This window comes from Phocaeicola paurosaccharolyticus JCM 15092 (genome assembly GCF_000613805.1).
Classification (GTDB): Bacteria; Bacteroidota; Bacteroidia; order Bacteroidales; family Bacteroidaceae; genus Phocaeicola; species Phocaeicola paurosaccharolyticus.
Genome location: NZ_BAJR01000032.1, coordinates 1 through 16,545 on the forward strand (window position 1 = coordinate 1; position 16,545 = coordinate 16,545).

Sequence of the window (16,545 nt, forward strand, 5' to 3'; positions counted from 1 at the left end):
ATACATTATCAATATGTATTCAGATAAAAAGAGTATTCTTCAACTTGCTGCCTTATTAAAGGCTCATGGAGTGAAAAAAATTGTTTTATGTCCGGGAAGCAGAAATGCTCCTATTGTTCATACACTATCAAACATTGAGGATTTCGTATGTTATTCGATAACTGATGAGAGAAGTGCCGGATTCTTTGCCATAGGACTCTCCCTACAAGGTGGCGGACCAGCTGCAATATGTTGCACATCAGGCTCTGCCCTACTCAATATCTACCCGGCTGTTGCTGAAGCTTTTTATCAACAAATACCTCTTATCGTTATCTCGGCAGACCGTCCGGCAGCATGGATTGGACAGATGGATGGACAGACCATGCCGCAACCTGATATATTCGGTAAACTGGTTAAGCTATCGGTGAACCTTCCGGAGGTAAACTCTGATGAGGATGAGTGGTATTGCAACCGCCTTATCAACGAAGCAATTATAGAGACAACTCACCATGGCAAGGGACCGGTACATATCAATGTGCCTATCTCGGAACCAATCTACAGATTCACTGCTAAAGAGTTGCCAGAGGCAAGGGTGATTACACGATACCAAGGATTGAATGTTTATGACAGAGATTATAATGAACTTATTGCACGCCTCAACAGCTATACCAAACGTATGGCAATCGTAGGACAGATGAACCTTATCTATCTCTTCGAAAAAAAATATGTAAAAGCTCTCTCAAAACAGTTTGCATGGCTAACGGAACATCTAAGTAACCAGACAATACCCGGATATGCTATAAAGAACTTCGACGCTGCCATATATAGCATGACTCCTGAAAAGAAAGAGGAGATGCGCCCTGAACTGCTTATAACTTATGGAGGACATGTTGTATCAAAACAGCTTAAGAAATATCTCAGAGAGAACCCACCAAAAGAGCATTGGCACATATCAGCTGATGGAAAAGTGGCAGATCTTTTTGGTTGTCTGAACACTGTCATCGAGATGGACCCTTTTGAATTCCTTGAGAAGATTGCATTCCTAATTGAAGGAAAAAGTACTATGTTCCCTATGATGTGGGAGAACTATTGCCTGTCAATACCGGAGCCATCTCTTGAGTTCTCACATATATCTGTAATAGGAGATTTAATTAGAAGATTACCACAGCCATCTTCACTTCACCTTGCCAACAGCTCTACAGTGCGCTATGCACAACTCTTTAAAATACCTTCGACTACAGAAATTTGCTGCAACAGGGGCATTAGCGGCATTGAAGGTTCTCTATCTACAGCTTTGGGATATGCTGCTACCTCCGAGAATATAAACTTCATCATAATCGGTGATTTGAGTTTCTTCTATGACATGAATGCTCTATGGAGCAATAATTTCCGAGGGAACATACGAATAATGGTGATAAATAATGAAGGTGGTGAAATATTCCATACACTTCCAGGTATGGACAGTAAGAGCCAATCGCGTAAATTCATTACGGCAGAACATAAAACCTCTGCAAAGGGATGGGCTGAAGAGAGAGGCTTTATATATCATAGTATAAGTAATCAAGAAGAGCTAAAAAACTATATTGATGAGTTCACTACAAACGAAGAGCTACCAAAGCCTATGCTTATCGAAGTATTTACGGATAAGGAAAAAGATACCACACTACTTAGAGAATATTATCATTCAATAAAAAACAGATGATACCATGAATAAAAGAGAATGGAAACAGATAAAAGAGTATAAAGAGATACTCTTCGACTATTATAAGGGAATAGCAAAAATCACAATAAACCGTGAGAGATACCGCAATGCCTTCACTCCTACTACTGTAGCCGAGATGAGTGATGCCTTTTATATTTGCCGTGAAAACCAGGACATAGATGTAGTAATACTTACCGGTGCGGGCGACAAGGCATTCTGCAGCGGTGGTGACATGCACGTAAAAGGACATGGAGGATATGTGGGCACAGATGGTGTACCTCGCCTGAATGTGCTGGATGTACAGAAACAAATCCGCTCTCTTCCAAAGCCTGTCATTGCAATGGTTAATGGCTATGCTATTGGTGGTGGACATGTGCTCCATGTGGTATGCGACCTATCTATTGCATCCGAGAATGCTATATTCGGACAAACAGGTCCTAAAGTAGGTAGCTTTGATGCCGGTTTCGGCTCTTCATACCTTGCAAGAATTGTCGGTCAGAAAAAGGCACGCGAAATTTGGTTCCTTTGCCGCCAATACTCAGCTCAGGAAGCTCTTGACATGGGATTGGTAAACAAGGTTGTACCTTTCGACCAACTTGAGGATGAGACTGTGGAATGGGCTGAGAAGATGATGGAACATAGTCCTCTTGCTCTGAGAATGATTAAGGCCGGACTAAATGCTGAACTTGATGGACAAGCAGGAATACAGGAGCTAGCAGGTGATGCAACCATGCTATACTATATGACCGATGAGGCACAAGAGGGCGGTAAGGCATTCCTTGAGAAGAGAAAACCTCGTTTCAGGGATTATCCTAAATTCCCATAACAGAGTTATATCAACTATAAGGTTTGTTTTTAATTAATATTAGAAACAAACCGCAATTATTTTTTTGTGGAGTTATAGGTACAGAAGTTAAAATTATGAGTTATTCAATTCAGATTAAGAAGAAATTACTTCATTTCAAACAACCTGCCGGTACATCCAGAGGTATCTATACCACACGCAAGCTATGGTTCATAATCATCAAAGATGATGAGACAGGAAACTTTGGCATAGGTGAATGTGCACCTTTGCCTGCTCTAAGCTGCGATGATATTCCTCAATACGAGGAGATGCTGTATAAGCATACAAAAGAGTTTGCTGATACAGGCATTCTTGATCATGCAGCACTCAAAGATTATCCTTCAATACATTTCGCTATGGAGATGGCACTGCTCCATTTTCGTGCAGGAGGTCTCAAATTCTGGAATACACCATTTTCCAGAGGTGAAGAGGGAATTACCATCAACGGATTAATCTGGATGGGAAGTTTTGATGAGATGTATAACAGAATAGAGGAAAAACTGAGAGATGGCTTTCACTGTGTCAAGTTAAAAATTGGTGCGATAGACTTCGAGAAAGAGATAGAGCTGATTCGGCTCATAAGGTCGCACTTCAGTGAGAAACAGATAGAACTTAGAGTAGATGCCAACGGAGCATTCTTGACAGAGGATGCACTCGAGAAGCTTACAAGACTCTCAAAATTTTCCATACACTCCATAGAGCAACCTATAAAGGCAGGAAACTGGCAGATGATGGCAGAACTATGTAAAAACTCTCCACTGCCTATTGCACTTGATGAAGAGTTGATAGGTGTAAACGACAAAGAGAAGAAAATTGAACTTCTGGAAACTATAAAACCGCAATATATAATACTTAAGCCATCTCTTCACGGAGGTCTTTACGGTTGTGAAGAGTGGATTCATCTGGCAAAGGAGAGAGAGGTAGGCTTCTGGGCTACTTCAGCACTGGAATCTAATATAGGGCTTAATGCTATAGCACAGTGGTGTGCGACTATCAGTCACACTCTCCCTCAAGGTCTTGGTACAGGTCTGCTCTTCACCGACAATATCGATTCACCTCTATACATTAATCATGATTCCCTTTGCTATAACAATATGGAAAGTGAACCAGACATAATAAAATGGTTACAATATGAATAAATTCAACAGAGATATTGATAATCAGACAATCTGTATTGATGGAGAGACCTACTCAAAGGAGAATATCAATGATCTTAAATCCGATGATGAGGCACTGAACAGTTTCTACTCGAGTATAAAATCTTTCCTTAACGAGTGGTGGAAGAAAGATGAAACCATACTTGTCCATACATCCGGTTCAACAGGGAAACCAAAGAGTATGTTTGCTGAGAAAACAGCAATGATGACAAGTGCAAGAAATACACTATCTTTCCTTAACCTGCATAAGGGAGACACAGCTTTGCTATGTATGCCAATGGACTATATAGCAGGTAAAATGATGGTGGTAAGAGCTCTTGTGGGAGGACTGAATCTGATATGCAGAGTGCCAACAGGACATCCACTTAAGGATCTTAACGAGAAGGTGACATTTGCATCTGTGATTCCACTACAGATATTCAACTCACTTAGCAATGATAGCGAAAAGATAAAATTGATGAATATTCGTGAGGTTATTGTTGGTGGAGGAGCTATTGATGCAAAAGTAGAGAAAGAGCTATGCGGGATGCCAAATAATATATGGTCTACTTACGGAATGACTGAGACTCTATCACATGTGGCAATGAGAAAGCTTACAGGAAGTAACAGGTCATATTGGTACAGACCTCTTGATGGCATAAAGGTTTCACTCACAACCGAGAGCACACTGATTATCGATGCCCCGGAGATTTGTCATAACAGACTTATTACAAATGATATTGCAGAGGTAAATTGCTTAGGAGAGTTTAAAATCATAGGTCGTCATGACAATATCATCAACAGCGGAGGGATAAAGATACAGATTGAGGAGGTGGAAAACCGCCTGAGCGATATGCTATCATTCCCTTTCATGATAACAGGAAAAGAGAATGAGAAATTCGGAAGTATAATAGTGTTGCTTGCACAATGTGAAGAGGAATCAAGAGATGAAATAGAAGAGATATGCATCAATGTACTACCACAGTATTGGAGACCAAAAGAGATTATCTTTATCGACAAACTGCCTATGACAGGTAGTGGAAAGCCTGACAGGGCTGCAGCAAAGTGTATTGCGAAAGAAAAATAGACCTCTGTTTGTCGATTTTTTCAGGCATTCATCGGTTACAATACCTCAACAATGGTTTTTTACTGTTCAAATAATAAGGATTAAAATACATTTGTGGCATAATCATTAATTATTAATTTATGGAAACAGAAGAAAAAAATGAATTCAGACAAACAGGTTTTAGTCTGTTCAAGTACTTCCTTACATTTACTCTTATTGCAACAGGAGCATTAATGTTTGCCAGAAACTTCGGATACTTAAGCAATGACATGTTCAATATATTAGTTTCTTGGGCATCACTACTTATTATTTTGGGTATATATCTTATTTGTAAGAAAAGCTATCTTTGGGGTGGCATAATTGCAGCCGTCGGACTTTTTCATACACTTGACAAGTTGCCACAAGTGCCATTTGGAATGAATGAGATGCTTTGGCCAACAATATTAGTTATCGGTGGTATTTATCTACTCTTTAGGCCAAACAGATTTAGCAGAAGACATCATTATTTTAAAGGACCCTTTAATAAGAATATAGACAATGCTGATTTTAAAACATATTCCAATGAATCTATTGACGGATATCTGAAATCTGAAAACAGCTTCGGCTTTATAAAGCATGTCGTTTTCGATGAGACATTCAAAGGAGGAGATATTGCTGTATCATTTGGAGGATCAGTTATAGATCTGCGTCATACAAATATACAAGAGGGAGAATGCATACTCAACATCGATTGTAAATTCAGTGGTATAGAGATATACATCCCATCCGATTGGAAGGTTGTCAATAAATGTAATGTGTTCTTGGGGGGCTGCGACTACAAGAGATATGGAGCCGTTGATAATAATAAGGTTCTTACAATAAAGGGCAATATATCTTTCGGAGGTCTGGATATAAAACAGTAATTGATGAATATACATCCTATAATATATTATCCTTCAAGGTGGATATCTATTATTGTATTTACATTAATAATGTCATTGCTGTACGCAGCACTAATGTCAAACATCTACTCCATATCCTTCATCTATACTATTACCGACTGCATAACATCAGCTGCACTGATATATTTAATATCATATCCGGTATGGTATATAATGAACTTTATAAGAGGAGTGATAGTACAAAGTGTTACCATATTGACTCAGACACTATTATGGCTTGGAGGATGTTTCATTATAAATCAGATAATTTTATCTGTAGATTCATATGACTATCTCTCTTTTATTGATACAGTGCCTATCCGACTGCTTATTGCACCACCTATCTTCATCTCTATTTTGCTTTGGTATAAGAGTATTGAACAGAAAAGAGAGGATGGGAAAGAGATTCCTGAAAAAGATAGATCAATAGTTGCAGAAGATGAGCAGGAAGAGTCAGTAGAAAATGCAGAGGAGACCATTGATACTGTAACAGTAAGAAGCAAGAATAAAATAGCAATAATAAAGATTGAGGATATAGTATATATAAATGCCTGTGGGGATTATGTGAGTATCTTCACCGAAAATAATGAATATATTAAGGAGCAGACTATGAAGTACTTTCAAAGTCATCTTCCACCAAATACATTCCTACGTATTCACCGTTCTACTATAGTGAATATAATGCATATATCCGGATTAGAACTTTATGGAAAAGAGAGCTACTCGCTCATTATGAAGAGTGGCAAGAGTCTGAAAGTTAGTCTGTCTGGATACAAATTACTTAAAGAGAGGCTAAACATATAGAAAAACAGCAGAATAAATTACCAAAACTTATTCTGCTGTTCGTTATATTCAAAACCTACGGTTTTGAGCTTTTCAATTATTGACTGCTTGTCTACGTTCATATCATCACAGAGTTCATCAAGTGATGAGTAGCAGTCTCTCAATTTCATATTGATGACGCTGAAGAGCATCATCGGATCCTGAGGTAATTCCATCTTTTACATCCTATTTAATACCGGATGCAAAAATTAATCATTTCTGTTGAAATAACATCTCTTATCTACACTCTTTTTCCTACTTGCTAAAGAGTTACATCTTTTATAACCCACCCTTCACTCTCAATGAAATCAAACTGCTTACACCCTTCAGGAAGCTTATCGAAATAGAGAGAGTAATCTTCCGAGAATTCATCGCGGAAAAAGTGCTCCTCATCCAACTTAATTTTATCAGCTCCCTTTATTTTGAGTGTTGTACCGTCTTGTAATTTAATATGTGTATCAGATGATATTTTTACCCAAAAATTAGGGGCCTGATAAACTCTTAATATAACCTTAGTTGAGTCATTCTCACTTTTTACATCCATTATAACGATATTGTCTGCAGAAGATTTCTGAGCTACTTTGCTTGGAGTATCTACAATCCATCTCTTCATCTTCATTTTTAATAAGCCTTTTCCATAGCCAGTCCATTTAGAAATAATCTTTCCTTCAGGTGAGATAATAACATAAAAAGGAATACCCCTTACACCATAGTGTGCATATATACCACCATCCTCTTTCATCTCATTCCAGTTATGCCATGTCATCTTATGTTGTGCTGATGCATCTTTCCAACTTTTCATACGATCAATACTCAGACTCACCACTTCCAATTTATCTTTATAGAGTTCAGAAATCTCTCCCATCTCAGGAATAGCCATTATACAAGGGCCACATCCGCTACTCCAAAAATCCATAAGAATATATTTACCTCTCATATCAGATAGATGGTGCTTTTCTCCATTCAGGTCAAACAGATCTGCATCTTGCGCTATATCACCAACCTCAACAACTTTGGGAGGAAATAGATTTGCCTCTATTTTCAAGCCAATAAGAGACTTTTTTTGCTCCTTATCCAGCGATTCATATAAATTTATAATATCTTCTCTAAATGGGAAAGCCTTTCCTAAATAAGAAGCCTTTCTACTAAGTTTTGATAACTCTTCAAGCCATATCTCCGACCTATTCATTGTCTTCATCAGAACTATATAATTTTCATCAATCTTACTTTCCAGACTATCAATAGACTTTAATATTTTTTTTCTTTCTTCTTGTTCCAAACCTTTCTTGGAAGCCTTAATGTATAATTTCTGAACCTCTTTCCACTCTGCAAGAGAGTTCTCTATAAACTTCGCTCTATCTTTCTGTTGCTCAATGTCACTATTGACTTTCCATGTATATATCAATTCATCATTGCCAGTTACACTTATTTTTTTACCAGCTGCGCCATAGAGGTCCAATGACATAGGTGGGAGCTCCTCACCTATCCCTATAATTGAATACTTCACTATATTTTTATCCTCTATATTAGTCTTAAAGATAAATTTCCCATCAACTCCTATAGTATCTGATGCAATCATCCTACCAGCGTTACCATCCATAAGAAATAAATTGATGATAGTACCCTCTTTTAGAGCTTTCACATCTCCTTCAATAGTAAACTCTTTTTGTGCATGAATATCTATTGCCATCAAAACGATGACAATAGATATAAATAATTTCTTCATATATTATTTTTAAAGTTTAGCAAGATTATTTCTTTTTGATAGTGATAATCACCACCCCATTATTAGCTTTTTCACCATACTCAGCTACATATTTATCTGTATAAGTTTTTTCCTTATTTACTGAAATGGATTCTATTGATTTAGGATCCAGACTATTCATCTGTTCATTAGTTATAGCCTTACCATCAACAATGATTAATGGTAACTCTTTATCGCTTAGTTTCATTGAGCCATTGAATAATGATATAGGTTTTCCCCCATCTCCTTCAACTTTTTGTGGCGCGAGTTTAAATGATATTGGGATTGTAAATTTAACGCTAACATTTTCTCCCCTCTGCTTTCCAGGTGTCCAGTTAGGCATACCCTTTACTACTCTGATAGCTTCAGCGTCAAGTTCAGGAGATACGGAACGAACGACAAAAGGATTCTTTACTGAGCCATCTTTTGCTATAATAAACTGAACCATAACTCTGCCCTCTGTTCCATTCTGGTGTGCCTTAACAGGATATTTTATATTCTTTGCAAGATATTCCATACATTTTCCCATACCACCAGGAAATTCGGGCATCTCCTCAACAACCATAAAGACAGGATCTTCATCATTACCTTGCTGCATCTTTTCTTTCCTCTCTCCGTATCCTATCACCACAACATCATCCATTCTTTTGACTTGGTCGAACATCATCAAATTTGATTTCATATTCATCATGCTCTCTTTTACAGGGAATCTCAATGACTCCTTTCCTACAAATGAGATACATATCACATCTCCTATATTTGTATTAATAGAAAATTGTCCATTCTTATCCGTAATTCCACCATCATTCAGCCCTTCAATCACTACAGCTGCACCCTTTATAGGATTACCACTATCATCAACAACACGTAATGAGAGTTTTTTTGATTGCTTATCATCTTGATCAGCAATAGCTGCACTTTTAGCGTCTTTATCCATTTCAACAATCTCCTTTATCTGCTCAGGCAGTGCAATGCTCTCTTTTATAGAAGAAGAGACTTCTGAGATTTTTACTTCCGACAAACGTTCCAGTTCATCGTTTACTTCAGGACGAGCAAAAGCTGTTACAGCCAATGCTGCTACAGGCAATACGTATATATATTTCATACGTGCCCATGGGTTTGATTTTTTCTTAAGCATCATTGTAATTCTTTTTTTAAGTGAACTGTGATTGAAGTTGTTGGCTATAGAATATAATTTGGGCCCAACAGCTTTCTCTATTAATAGTAATTGATATTTCTTTGCATCTACACCACTTCTTAGTACCATATCATCTGCCTCAAATTCATGAATATTCTTTAGCTCCTGCTTTAAAAGCCAGGCAGCAGGATTAAACCACTGAATAAAAATAAATATATCCGCAATTATGATGTCGTATGAGTGATGTCTCGATATATGTGCCTTCTCGTGAGTGAGTATGTCTGCACTGTTTTCATTGAAATCTTTCTCGGATATCAATATATATTTTAACCAGCTGAAAGGTGGAAGTTTCTTATCATGAACTATAATCTTAACTTTATGATTGTCCTCAACTACCCTTCCTCTCTTAATAAGCTTGACAATACTGTATATTGACCAGATATTACGCATCATAAAGAATAATAAACCTATAAAGTATACTAATACCACTATCTGGTACCATGTAAATTGCGGTTTACTTATTACATCAGCTTCACTAACCGTAGCCATAGATTGCATTATCAGCATATCCTCAATAGTCATGAAAGAGTGATTTATCTGAGTTGGATGTGCGATTGTGGTACTTACCAATGGCAAAAGAGCAGAAATAACAATCAATGCCAACAGCATAATGCGGTTGAACCGATGAAAAGTATCATGGTTAAGCAGGAGCTTATAGAAAAGATAAAAAAGCGCCAGCGAAAAAGATGATTTAAGTATGTATACAAATAATAGTCCCATAGTATTATTTTTTATTGGTTCAGATAGGTAATGAGATTATCTATTTATCTCTATTCCCATTTTCGACCTCTTTGATTAATCTCTTCAACTCATCTAAAGAGACCTCTTCTTGTTTTACAAGTGAAGAGACAACACCTAAATATGAATTATTGAAGTATTTACTTATTACTCCCTTTAGTGTGGAATCTCTAAATTCATCTTCACTCACTGTTGCATAATATTGGTAAGTATTTCCAAATGCCTTATGTGCAACAAAACCTTTTTCCTCTAAAGTACGAACTATAGTAGATAGTGTATTAAAATGAGGCTTAGGTTCATCATAGAACTCTAATAACTCTTTTACAAACAATGGACCCTTTTCCCAAAAAAAAGTCCATAACTTCCTCTTCCTTAGACGTTAATGATTTCATATCTTATTCTGTTTTTATTATCTGGGAACAAATAACTAAAACTTTTAGTTTACAAACTAATTATTATAGTTAATAAACTATAAAGAGTAGTTAAGAACTGTTTTTTACATAATTATCTTGAGTAGTGACAAATTCTGATATTAATGACTTATTAAAAATTTAATACACTATCAACATTCTCATATATTGCATTCTTGCACTAATATACAACGAGTTTCGTATTTTTATTCAAATGCAGAAAATAGAAATATTTGTACAATAAGTAGAGGTAAGTCTCTAAAAAAGAGCGCCATAGACTTAGGTTAATAAATTATTTTTATATATTTTTATCACCGATAATAAATAATCAATAATACTATGAAACTTAAATTTACACTGATCGGTATACTGCTTTTTGCAGCAGTATCTGCCGGCTACTCACAACCACAAGGAGGCAGACCCGTAATGGTACAATCGCCGGTTGTTAATGCTGACAATACAGTAACATTCAATTTATTGGCTCCAAATGCCAAAGAGGTTACTGTTGATGTGCAGTTTGCCGGTAAGAAAGCTATGACAAAGGGTGAAAATGGAGTATGGAGCGTTACCTTAGGCCCTGCTGCTCCTGACATGTACCCATATTCTTTTCAGGTTGATGATGTATCAATCATGGATCCTCAAAACCCAGAATGGTTCCCTAACGAAAAGTTCAAGAACAGTTTGGTAGATATAAGAGGAGATAAACCACTTATCCACTCAGTCCAGAATGTACCTCATGGAAGTGTGAACTACGATACATTCTATTCACCATCCCTTGGAACATTTCAGCAAGTTGTGATATATACTCCACCATTCTACGATCAGAATCCTACAAAGAAATACCCTGTATTCTATCTCATAAGTGGTACAACGGATACTGAGGAGACATACTTCAAAGTTGGACGTACCAATTTCATACTCGACAACCTAATCGCAGCCAAACAAGCAAAAGATATGATAGTAGTAATGCCTTATGGCAATCCTACCTATCTCCTACCTGCAGATAAGCAGAAAGAGCTTGGCATGAAAGATTTCTTCAGCGAAATGCTTATCAAAGAACTTATGCCTTATGTAGAGAAGAATTATCGCACTGTAAACGACAGAGACCATCGTGGTATAGGTGGTTTCTCAAGAGGAGGAGCACAAGCATTGGCTAATGGAATAGGCCACTTAGAGCTGTTTTCAAATATATGTTCTTACAGTTCTTTCCTACATGGATACTCATCGGATATGTACAAGAATGTATTCGATAATACAAAGAAAACAAACAACGACATACATCTATTCTGGTTAGGTGTTGGCAAAGACGATTTCCTATATGATGACGCCAACGACTTCATGCAGTTCCTTAACAAGAAAGGAATAAAGAGTGTTCAGGAACAGACTGTTGGTAAATTCGGGCATACATGGATGAATGCAAAATATTTCCTTGACCGCTCATTCCGCCTAATGTTTCAAAATAAATAATTGAAAGTGCTTAAAAACAAAGAAGATGAAAAAAATTATATTATTAGCAAGCATATTGTTATCTGTCTGTTCAACCATAAATGTAATAGCACAGCAGCGTCTTACTCCTGATGTTATGAAACGCCTTTTCCCTGCATCGGTTATCTCTCCTGAATATAATAAGGATGGGACTATCACTTTCCGTTTCAGTGCACCAAAAGCTGAAAAAGTAGAGTTGAACTGTCAGATGTTCGCAGGCAATAAAACTATGCAGAAAGATGAGAAGGGTATATGGCAGGTTACAGTCACACCTGAAATGGCAGATATTTATCCATACTGTTTCATTGTCGATGGAACTCAGGTAACTGACCCAAACAACTTCTACATTTTCCCAAATGAGAATTTCAAGAACAGTCTTGTTGATGTAAAAGGTGCAGAGCAATCAGTCCAGGACATTAAAGACGTCCCTCACGGACGTATACAATACCGCTACTACCACTCTGATGTTTACGGATTCGATCGTCCAATGTGTGTATATACTCCTGCTGGATATGATCCTAATGGGACAACAGAATATCCTGTTCTATATCTTATCCATGGCATGACTGATACTTATGAAACATGGTTCAAGGTAGGTAAAGTAAATGTTATACTCGACAACCTCATAGCAGAGGGAGCTGCAAAAAAGATGATTATCGTAATGCCATATGCAAATGCATATCCGGAGATGCAAAACCGCAAGATGAATGTTCAACAAGATGTCTTAGCAACTGATAATGTCACAAAAGAGATTATTGAAGAGATAATTCCTTTCGTTGAGAGTAACTATAAAGTACTTACCGATGCAGACAACCGTGCCATCGCAGGATTCTCACTCGGCGGACGTCAGACATTGGCTGCAGGTTTATCAAACCCAGACAAATTCCATTGGGTATGTGCTTTCGCACCAGCCATCTTCGGTCCCGAGATTGAGAAGAGTTTTTCTGACCTATATGCAGCACCAACAGAGTTGAACAATCAACTTAAACTACTTTGGTTAAGTTGTGGAAAGAGCGACTTCTTATTTAACTCCTCAACTCAGTTGGATAAGATACTTTCTGATAAGAGTATAAAACATAATACACTATTCAGTGAAGGATCTCACACTTGGATGAACTGCAGGAAATATATCAATGAGGTATCACAGAGACTTTTTAAATAGAATAAGTACAATAAAAATAAAGCGAGTCTGGCAAACCACCAGACTCGCTTTATTATATATTTCGATTGGAAGTTAATCCATAGGATATTTCACTCCCCACTCCTTTCTAAGTTCATCCATCTGCTTCATTATGCTTATTGTCTCCGCATGAGGCATCATAGGCGACTCAAGAAGTCCCTCCTCAATACATCTTTTACTCTCAATAACCTGATACTCATACCCTGTTATCATCTCTCTGGCTGATCTATAAGTTCCATTGAGAACATAATTCTGATAAACATCTACCTGAGTAGGACAATTAACATTATCTACCCTTATATACCCCTCTGTTCCGCTTATTATTCCCTGTCGGTCATTTAGGCAGAGAGCACCTGACTGAAGGTTTGCCATCTTTCCGTCAGCATATGTGAGTGATATAGACTCGTGCATATCCATACCAGTAGATCCCAATATACAATTGCTTACACTCTTTACAATATCAGAGCCAAAGTACATTCTTGCAAAGTTGAGCGTATAAATCCCTAAATCAAGCAATGCTCCACCACAAAGTTCAGGTTTAAGTATACGCTCCTTATTCTCCATCATATAACATAGTGTAGCAGTAAGTACACGTGGCTTACCTATCAATCCTCTGTTTATTAGCTCATTGATTTTGGCAGATAGTGGCATATATCTGGTCCATATTGCTTCTGTGATAAACACACCTTTATTTCTTGCTGCTGAAATTAATTCCTCAGCTTGTCGGCTGTTGGCTGTAAAAGCTTTTTCAACTAATACATGCTTTCCAGCATTTATAGCAAGCATGGCGTGCTCAAAATGATGAGAGTGAGGAGTTGCAATGTATACCAAGTCGATATCTTTATCCTCAACTAACTTGTCATAGCTATCATATGCTTTTCCAATATTCCAATTACTGGCAAAACGATCTGCATTTTCTTTGCATCTTGAAGCTATAGCATATACACAATAACCTTCAAGTGGAGAGAGAGTGGCAGCCATCTTCTCAGCTATCCAGCCTGTTCCTATTATACCAAGTTTAAACATAGGTTTGGGTTTAAATATTATTTATTCAAATATATTAATTATTACAACTAGTTCCATTTTAGTTAAATTAAAAAAACATAATACTGCGTCTAACAAGCTGACTTACAAATAGAAAATAAAATATATTTGTTACTTTTATAATCAAGAGCATACAATTAATATTGTTAATAAAGTTTCTATCAGACTATCTTGCGAATATATATACAGTATAATAATGCAATTAGTTAATAGTTACCTATATCAAAATGTCTAATGAAAGACATAGAGTAGATCTCAAGTCTGAATAAAATACTATAAAAATAAAAGCTAAAAACTATGGATGATTCCAAACGTGATTTTGTCAGAAAAGCCTGTCTAGGAACAATGTGTCTTTGTGGATTAAGCAATATTGCAAATGCAAAGATATTTGAGAACATGGATGTTAAAGCAGCACCTCCAAAGCAGATGCAAGTGAATTGGATTCTTGAAGTTCTGAAGAATGTTGATCAGAACCTCAGTGAAGAAGACCGTAGAAAAATAATAAAGTCTGCCTCAATTGCTGAGTATGAAAATCAGAATGTGGAAACCAATATGGCTCAATATAAAGGTGACATAAAGAAGTTCATCTCTTTTCTAGAAAAAGATTGGGGATGGATATGTAATTTTGAGAATGATGGTAAGACTCTGATAATAAATGAGAATAAGAACGTATGTGTATGTCCTCTTATGAAAGATACAGTTGGAAAACTTTATCCTGCCATGTGCTACTGTTCCGAAGGATTCGCTGAAAGGATGTTCTCGTTCATCTTAGGATATCAAGTGACAGCTACAGTTGTATCCTCAATACATAGAGGTGGTGAAAGATGTATTTATAAAATATTATTATAAAAAAGCAAGACTACATATGTCTTGCTTTGTATATTATCTCCTTAGCATTATTTATCTCCTGAAGTTTCTTAGTTGCAGCTTCGCGTATATCCTCACCAAGGTTAGCTACCTTATCTGGATGATTTTGCATCACCATCATTCTATAGGCACTCCTTACCTCATCATCGGTTGCACTAGATGAAATTCCAAGTACCTTATAAGCATCCTCCAGTGAGGAGCCACCTAAAGCAAACATACTGTCCACTATATCAGGATTAAGGTTCAGGTTCTGTGCTATCTCCCTTATCGCCTCAAGTTCCGCTGCGTCAACACGTCCATCTACCTTTGCTATCTGAGCCAAAAAAGCTATTAGTTGCACCCTATGTTCTTCGGGCATTGACATAGCCATCTCCTGACAAGATGAGCGTATCTGCTGTTTCCATACATATTCACCTTTTTGCTTTCGATAGTCAAATAGTTTATGAAGAATCTCATTACCTTGAGCAACAGCATTCTCCCCAAACGAATTTCTAAGGAACGTCCTTACAAGTTCCATTTCCGAATGCATTATCTTACCATCTGCCTGTATGATGTGAGCAGAGAGAACCATAAGTGAAAATAAGAATCCGTTACGTGCTCCATCCTGCTGACTGTTTTGTATATCTTCAGGAGACATTCCCGAATATCTTTCACCCCGATTTCTGTCCGTGAATACATCAAATATTGAACCTAGAACAAATCCGGCTATTGCTCCAAGAACACTATGTGTATTTATAAATCCCAGAAATCCCCCTATCCATTTACCATATGCCATGTTTATCTCTTTAGTCTAAATTTACCCATAATTGTACTAATAAAGCATGCATCTATATGAGTTGCATGCTTTATTTAAAATTCTATTATCAATTCTGTTCTTTTCGTTTTCTATCGAAGAAAGGATTCTTTGATGAAGCACTTACCGGTATGGCCATAACCTGACGGCAGCCTTCAAGTATTCCCAAACGCTGAGCTGCAAGTCCTGCCGAAAACATAACACGAGTGTCTACTCTATTGTCAGCAGCTGTTGCACAAGCAGAGCCTATTGCAATACCAACATCAATTGAGTTTATAGCACAAGGTACGTCCTCTTTTCTGTCAGCACAGCGATTATATCCACAATGTCCGCAATTCAGTCCTTGAGCCTGCTCCTTAGTTCCAATCAACACAATTGCCTCTGCAGAGAGAATATTTTCAGCATCACGCAGAAAGAATTTAAAGCCATTCTCTTCGAACACACTTTTCAACTCTTCGCTAACTCTTATAATATCATCACCTGTTACCGCAGCAACTTCGATGATATCAACGCCTTTTCCTTTTGGAGCTGTACGAGCAGCAGTCATCATCTGCCTCACAACATTGAGCACATGTTCGTGCCTCTCATCTCTTTCGTTTAGTATCATAATACTTTGG

General features: G+C 37.2%; 15 protein-coding genes and 1 pseudogene. 9 read left to right on the forward strand and 7 right to left on the reverse strand.

What is annotated here, in order from left to right:
* The first annotated feature begins 13 nt into the window (after positions 1–13).
* The 6 genes from menD to JCM15092_RS11795 all read left to right on the forward strand — a co-directional run bounded on the left by menD (position 14) and on the right by JCM15092_RS11795 (position 6,451).
* Positions 14–1,681 (forward strand): 2-succinyl-5-enolpyruvyl-6-hydroxy-3-cyclohexene-1-carboxylic-acid synthase, encoded by a 1,668-nt coding sequence (gene menD / locus JCM15092_RS11770; protein WP_024994835.1) that lies wholly within the window; start codon positions 14–16, stop codon positions 1,679–1,681.
* Positions 1,682–1,685: 4 nt separating this feature from the next.
* The gene (gene menB, locus JCM15092_RS11775) at positions 1,686–2,507 is read left to right on the forward strand and encodes a 1,4-dihydroxy-2-naphthoyl-CoA synthase (protein ID WP_024994836.1); all 822 of its coding nucleotides are present in this window, start codon (positions 1,686–1,688) and stop codon (positions 2,505–2,507) included.
* Positions 2,508–2,602: 95 nt separating this feature from the next.
* Entirely contained in the window at positions 2,603–3,664 is a 1,062-nt protein-coding gene (locus tag JCM15092_RS11780) for an o-succinylbenzoate synthase (protein ID WP_024994837.1), read from the forward strand.
* Positions 3,657–4,748 (forward strand): AMP-binding protein, encoded by a 1,092-nt coding sequence (locus tag JCM15092_RS11785; protein ID WP_024994838.1) that lies wholly within the window; start codon positions 3,657–3,659, stop codon positions 4,746–4,748. The genes JCM15092_RS11780 and JCM15092_RS11785 overlap by 8 nt, the downstream gene beginning before the upstream one ends.
* Before the next feature lie 119 nt (positions 4,749–4,867).
* Positions 4,868–5,629 carry a LiaF transmembrane domain-containing protein gene (locus JCM15092_RS11790; protein WP_024994839.1) on the forward strand — a complete coding sequence of 254 codons (762 nt, stop codon included), beginning with the start codon at positions 4,868–4,870 and terminating at the stop codon, positions 5,627–5,629.
* Between the two features lie 3 nt (positions 5,630–5,632).
* Positions 5,633–6,451, forward strand: coding sequence for a LytR/AlgR family response regulator transcription factor (locus JCM15092_RS11795; RefSeq protein WP_024994840.1), 819 nt, complete (start codon positions 5,633–5,635; stop codon positions 6,449–6,451).
* Positions 6,452–6,468: 17 nt separating this feature from the next.
* Here the strand turns inward: JCM15092_RS11795 and JCM15092_RS11800 are convergent, their stop codons facing one another.
* The 4 genes and pseudogenes from JCM15092_RS11800 to JCM15092_RS15975 form a co-directional block, all read right to left on the reverse strand.
* Positions 6,469–6,645 (reverse strand): DUF4250 domain-containing protein, encoded by a 177-nt coding sequence (locus JCM15092_RS11800; protein WP_024994841.1) that lies wholly within the window; start codon positions 6,643–6,645, stop codon positions 6,469–6,471.
* An 86-nt stretch (positions 6,646–6,731) separates the two neighbouring features.
* Complete coding sequence (locus tag JCM15092_RS11805) at positions 6,732–8,195, reverse strand: TlpA disulfide reductase family protein (protein ID WP_024994842.1); 1,464 nt, start codon at positions 8,193–8,195, stop codon at positions 6,732–6,734.
* A gap of 25 nt (positions 8,196–8,220) precedes the next feature.
* Entirely contained in the window at positions 8,221–10,131 is a 1,911-nt protein-coding gene (locus JCM15092_RS11810) for a M56 family metallopeptidase (protein ID WP_024994843.1), read from the reverse strand.
* A 40-nt stretch (positions 10,132–10,171) separates the two neighbouring features.
* Positions 10,172–10,541 (reverse strand): annotated as a pseudogene (locus JCM15092_RS15975) (BlaI/MecI/CopY family transcriptional regulator).
* 357 nt (positions 10,542–10,898) lie between these two features.
* On the opposite strand from JCM15092_RS15975, the gene JCM15092_RS11820 reads away from it, so the two are divergent.
* Complete coding sequence (locus tag JCM15092_RS11820; protein ID WP_034541981.1) at positions 10,899–12,026, forward strand: esterase; 1,128 nt, start codon at positions 10,899–10,901, stop codon at positions 12,024–12,026.
* A gap of 25 nt (positions 12,027–12,051) precedes the next feature.
* Positions 12,052–13,206 (forward strand): esterase, encoded by a 1,155-nt coding sequence (locus JCM15092_RS11825; RefSeq protein ID WP_024994845.1) that lies wholly within the window; start codon positions 12,052–12,054, stop codon positions 13,204–13,206.
* Between the two features lie 72 nt (positions 13,207–13,278).
* On the opposite strand, the gene JCM15092_RS11830 is transcribed toward JCM15092_RS11825, so the two are convergent.
* Positions 13,279–14,250, reverse strand: a complete 972-nt coding sequence (locus JCM15092_RS11830) for a Gfo/Idh/MocA family protein (RefSeq protein ID WP_024994846.1) — start codon at positions 14,248–14,250, stop codon at positions 13,279–13,281.
* Between the two features lie 315 nt (positions 14,251–14,565).
* Here JCM15092_RS11830 and JCM15092_RS11835 point away from each other — a divergent pair, with 315 nt between their 5' ends.
* Entirely contained in the window at positions 14,566–15,117 is a 552-nt protein-coding gene (locus JCM15092_RS11835) for a DUF6144 family protein (RefSeq protein ID WP_024994847.1), read from the forward strand.
* Between the two features lie 10 nt (positions 15,118–15,127).
* Here the strand turns inward: JCM15092_RS11835 and JCM15092_RS11840 are convergent, their stop codons facing one another.
* On the reverse strand, positions 15,128–15,910 hold the full coding sequence (locus JCM15092_RS11840; RefSeq protein WP_024994848.1) for a TerB family tellurite resistance protein: 783 nt from the start codon (positions 15,908–15,910) through the stop codon (positions 15,128–15,130).
* 88 nt (positions 15,911–15,998) lie between these two features.
* Positions 15,999–16,535 (reverse strand): ferredoxin domain-containing protein, encoded by a 537-nt coding sequence (locus JCM15092_RS11845; protein WP_024994849.1) that lies wholly within the window; start codon positions 16,533–16,535, stop codon positions 15,999–16,001.
* Between the last annotated feature and the right edge of the window lie 10 nt (positions 16,536–16,545).

Excerpts from the sequence above, each read along its gene's own strand:
- JCM15092_RS11825 (WP_024994845.1), top strand. The coding sequence starts at position 12,052 with ATGAAAAAAATTATATTATTAGCAAGCATATTGTTATCTGTCTGTTCA.
- JCM15092_RS11840 (WP_024994848.1), bottom strand. The coding sequence starts at position 15,910 with ATGGCATATGGTAAATGGATAGGGGGATTTCTGGGATTTATAAATACA.
- JCM15092_RS11810 (WP_024994843.1), bottom strand. The coding sequence starts at position 10,131 with ATGGGACTATTATTTGTATACATACTTAAATCATCTTTTTCGCTGGCG.
- JCM15092_RS11835 (WP_024994847.1), top strand. The coding sequence starts at position 14,566 with ATGGATGATTCCAAACGTGATTTTGTCAGAAAAGCCTGTCTAGGAACA.
- JCM15092_RS11820 (WP_034541981.1), top strand. The coding sequence starts at position 10,899 with ATGAAACTTAAATTTACACTGATCGGTATACTGCTTTTTGCAGCAGTA.
- JCM15092_RS11785 (WP_024994838.1), top strand. The coding sequence starts at position 3,657 with ATGAATAAATTCAACAGAGATATTGATAATCAGACAATCTGTATTGAT.
- JCM15092_RS11795 (WP_024994840.1), top strand. The coding sequence starts at position 5,633 with ATGAATATACATCCTATAATATATTATCCTTCAAGGTGGATATCTATT.
- JCM15092_RS11805 (WP_024994842.1), bottom strand. The coding sequence starts at position 8,195 with ATGAAGAAATTATTTATATCTATTGTCATCGTTTTGATGGCAATAGAT.
- JCM15092_RS11790 (WP_024994839.1), top strand. The coding sequence starts at position 4,868 with ATGGAAACAGAAGAAAAAAATGAATTCAGACAAACAGGTTTTAGTCTG.
- JCM15092_RS11800 (WP_024994841.1), bottom strand. The coding sequence starts at position 6,645 with ATGGAATTACCTCAGGATCCGATGATGCTCTTCAGCGTCATCAATATG.
- JCM15092_RS11830 (WP_024994846.1), bottom strand. The coding sequence starts at position 14,250 with ATGTTTAAACTTGGTATAATAGGAACAGGCTGGATAGCTGAGAAGATG.
- JCM15092_RS11780 (WP_024994837.1), top strand. The coding sequence starts at position 2,603 with ATGAGTTATTCAATTCAGATTAAGAAGAAATTACTTCATTTCAAACAA.
- menD (WP_024994835.1), top strand. The coding sequence starts at position 14 with ATGTATTCAGATAAAAAGAGTATTCTTCAACTTGCTGCCTTATTAAAG.
- JCM15092_RS11845 (WP_024994849.1), bottom strand. The coding sequence starts at position 16,535 with ATGATACTAAACGAAAGAGATGAGAGGCACGAACATGTGCTCAATGTT.
- menB (WP_024994836.1), top strand. The coding sequence starts at position 1,686 with ATGAATAAAAGAGAATGGAAACAGATAAAAGAGTATAAAGAGATACTC.